Source organism: Vicinamibacteria bacterium, assembly GCA_035620555.1.
In the GTDB taxonomy this organism is placed as follows: Bacteria; Acidobacteriota; Vicinamibacteria; order Marinacidobacterales; family SMYC01; genus DASPGQ01.
Window position 1 is genome coordinate 1 of record DASPGQ010000646.1, and the last position, 3,641, is coordinate 3,641.

Sequence of the window (3,641 nt, forward strand, 5' to 3'; positions counted from 1 at the left end):
CGCACTGTCAGAACCGCGTCCATCGAGATCTCAAGCCCGACAACATCATGATGACGGCCGATGGAACGCCGAAGATTCTCGACTTCGGTCTCGCCCGTATCATCGACCCGGACCCGTCTTCGTCCGGGAACGCCCGGGCCGCACGCGACGCCGAGGATACGAGCTCGGACGCCCTGACCCGGATGGACGAGCGGGAGTCCGCCGTCTCGGCCCGGGAAGGCGTTCCCAGTCTTACGCGAGGTGGTCAGCTCATCGGCACTCCGCAGTACATGTCTCCGGAGCAGGCCGAAGGTGAGCCGATGGACGCGCGCACCGATCTCTTCAGCGTTGGTGTCGTGATGTACGAGGCGCTCACCGGACGGCGTCCGTTCGAGGGCAAGACCCTCGAGTCGATCATCGGGCGGATCATCGAGGTGGAGCCGGCCCCCGTCGCCGCTCTCAAGCCGTCGACCCCGTACGCGCTCGGATGGCTCATCCGCCGGTGTCTCCGAAAGAAGCGCGACGACCGGATCCAGTCGGCGCGCGAGCTCCTCGCGGATCTGCGGGAGATCCGGGAGGAGGTGGAATCCGGGAAGGCTCTCGTCGAGCTGGGCTCGGTGAGTCAGGCCGAGCCGAATCGCCGCGGCGGCCGCCCGAGTCTTCCGTGGGTCGTCGGCGCGCTGATGCTCGCGGGCGTGGCGGGCTTGGCGTCCCGGCTCTCGGCGCCGGAGCCCGAGCGGGCGGTGCGCCGATTCGTCCTTCCGGCAGAGAGGCTTCCGACGGGCATCGGAGCGGAGGTGTCGGGTCCGTCCGTGTCCCCCGACGGTAAGAAGGTGGCGTACATCGACGAAGACTCCCTATGGATTCGTGATCTCGACCAGGTCGAGCCTCGCCCGATCGCCGGTACGGTCGGCGCTTACAGTCCCTTTTGGTCCTCGGACAGCGCAACGGTCGGCTACGCCAAAGGAGCATCTGCGGCGGTAACTTTTCAGGGGAACGCCCTGTGGAAGGTGTCCGTCGATGGGAGCTCGAACGTCAAGATCTGCGATCTCGAGGGAATTCTCTCGCGAGGGACTTGGGGCAGAGGGGGGGAGATCGCATTCGACACTTACTCCGACCGGAAACGTTTGTTCACCGTGTCAGAGCGCGGGGGAACGCCGCAACTCCTGCTCGAGTCGCCTGTCCCCGGTAGAAATCCCCGTATCGACTACTTGCATGCCTTCTATCTGCCGGACTCCAACGCGCTCTTGGTCGCCCGCACTGACGAAGCGGGGAGTGCCTACGTGGAAGTTCGCGAAGGAGAGAGCTCGCGCCGCCTCGAGATGGGTCCGGATACCATCGGGGACTTTCCCGCATACTCCAGAACCGGTCACATCCTGTTCGATCGGCCGGGCCCCGACGGACAGACGGACGATGTCTGGGCGACGCCGTTCTCGCTCGCCAGCATGGCGGTGACGGGGCGGCCCTTTCTCGTCGCCCAGAATGCGACCCACGCCTCGGTCTCCTCCGACGGGACTCTGGTGGTTCAAGCCGCCGATTCGGAGCCGATCGAGGCCCAGCAGCTCGTCTGGGTCGACCGCGGGGGTTCCGTGCTGGGAACGATCGGTCAGCCACAATACCGGATCCGGAATCCGGTACTCTCCCCGGACCAGCGACGGGTGGCGGTGTGCGGTAACGACAAGGACGGGAACGGCGACATCTGGCTCCACGAAACCGACCGTCCGGTCAAGATGCGTCTCACCTCGCGGGCGGAGTTCGACGAGGAGGCTTCCTGGTCGCCGGACGGGACGCAGATCGTCTGGGCCAGCGAAGAGATTCTGACGATATCCGTCGATGCTCCCGACAATCCGCGGAGGTTGGTCGAGCGCGGCTCCTACCCGAGCTATTCCCCGGACGGGCGCTTTCTCGTGTACCACGCGGGGACCGGGTCCGCGAACGCCAGATCGCGGGACCTCTGGTATCTCCCGCTCGCGGGAAACGCCGAGCCGGTGCCCTATTTGCAGACGGAGTTCGAAGAGGGGGTCCCCGCTCTGTCGCCGGACGGCCGCACCCTCGCCTACGTCTCGGACGAGTCCGGAGAGTTCGAAGTCTATTTGCAACGGTTTCCCGAGCGGGGCAACAAGACCCAGGTCTCGGTCGAAGGCGGTCTCTATCCCCGCTGGAGCGGTGCGGGCGACGAGATCTTCTTCGTGACCGGCAACACCTTGATGGTGGCGAAGGTGGAGACTCGTGATGGTCTTCGGGTGGGAGCCCCGACCGCGTTATTCGACGGCGATGACCTGGATGCCGTCTTGCACACCGGGGTCAATCTCCGCACCACGTACGACGTGGCTCGCGACGGACAGCGCTTCGTCGTCGTCCAGGACATCAAAGGCGAGACGAGCGCGCCGATCGTCGTCGTCGAGAACTGGTACGAGGCATTCAGAAATCAACAATAGTTGGGAGATCGATACGGACCGACTCAACATCTGGCCTCTCGTGCTTATCACAAACTCTATGGACCAAACGCCGGTGCGCCCCACTACGACCGCCGCTTCTAGCCGATAACCTGCGTCTTGCGTTTGGACTCCGGCGCGGGGTCCATGGTTCAAACGTTTCCAACGTGGTCGCCCGACGGATCCCGCATCGCCTACCGAACTTGTAGTATACTCATGAGTATGAGTAAGCGGCTTCAAATCGTCGTCGACGACGACGAGCTCGAACGGCTGCGAAAGGCGGCGGCGCGCGATGGGCTGACACTCAGCGAGTGGGCGCGACGCGTCCTGGAGCGCGCGAGAGAGAGTCAAAAGGGACCGACGCCAGCGCAGAAGATCGCGGCGGTCGAGCGCGCCTTGGCGTGCGGCCATCCGACGGCCGACATCGACGAGATGCTCGCGGAGATCGAAAAGGGGCGTGATCTTCGTTGACTCCAACGTCCCGATGAATCTCGTCGGGACACCGCACCCCAATCGCGACGCGATCGAAGGATATCTTCGCTCCCACGCCGACGAGACCTTTGTCACGAGCGCCGAGGTCTACCAAGAGATTATCCACCGCTACGTTGCGATCGAACGGCGTAAGGCGATCGACGACTGTTTCGCACTGCTCGACGATCTGACCCAACGGGTGTTTCCGGTCACGAAGCGGGACGTGGAACGCGCGCGGGCTATCGCGAGCCAACAACCACGACTCTCGGGACGGGATTGCTTGCACGTCGCCATCATGGAGCAATACGACGTCCTGCAAATCCTCACGTGCGACGAGGGCTTCGACTATTGGACCGGGATCCGTCGAGTACCCTAGGCGGGCTCTCGGTGGTTGCGCCTGAAGAGGCGGAACTCCCGCGATCGGAAACGAGCTGCGCTAGAGCGGGATTTCACCGATTTCAATGATCGTCGCGACTTCGTCCAGCTCGAGGGAACAAGTGCTCTCGCTCGGGCCGGGATCACGGCGATGACGTTCGAGAAAATATCGTCGATGGCGCGATGGGCGGGGATATTCATTCTATGATGAATGTCCCGCGTCACGAGCGCTGGGCACGCAGCGCTCGGCCGGCGTCGCCTTCGGCGCCGAAGGCGAAAAGCGCGATGCAGAACACCGTAATGGTCATCGCTAAGCCGGGGAAGACGGCCATCCACCACGCATCCAAAAGAAAAGGCTGCGCGTTTCGCAGCAGGTAGCCC

The 3,641-nt window shown here is 63.9% G+C and carries 3 protein-coding genes; all 3 read left to right on the forward strand.

Annotated elements, in window-relative coordinates; genetic code table 11:
• A partial coding sequence (locus VEK15_26345; protein HXV64249.1) for a protein kinase occupies positions 1-2,417 on the forward strand: 2,417 nt, incomplete at its 5' end.
• Positions 2,418-2,636: 219 nt separating this feature from the next.
• The gene (locus VEK15_26350) at positions 2,637-2,885 is read left to right on the forward strand and encodes an antitoxin (GenBank protein HXV64250.1); all 249 of its coding nucleotides are present in this window, start codon (positions 2,637-2,639) and stop codon (positions 2,883-2,885) included.
• Positions 2,872-3,261, forward strand: a complete 390-nt coding sequence (locus tag VEK15_26355) for a type II toxin-antitoxin system VapC family toxin (GenBank protein HXV64251.1) — start codon at positions 2,872-2,874, stop codon at positions 3,259-3,261. The genes VEK15_26350 and VEK15_26355 overlap by 14 nt, the downstream gene beginning before the upstream one ends.
• The last annotated feature ends 380 nt before the right edge of the window (positions 3,262-3,641 follow it).

Excerpts from the sequence above, each read along its gene's own strand:
- VEK15_26350 (HXV64250.1), top strand. The coding sequence starts at position 2,637 with ATGAGTAAGCGGCTTCAAATCGTCGTCGACGACGACGAGCTCGAACGG.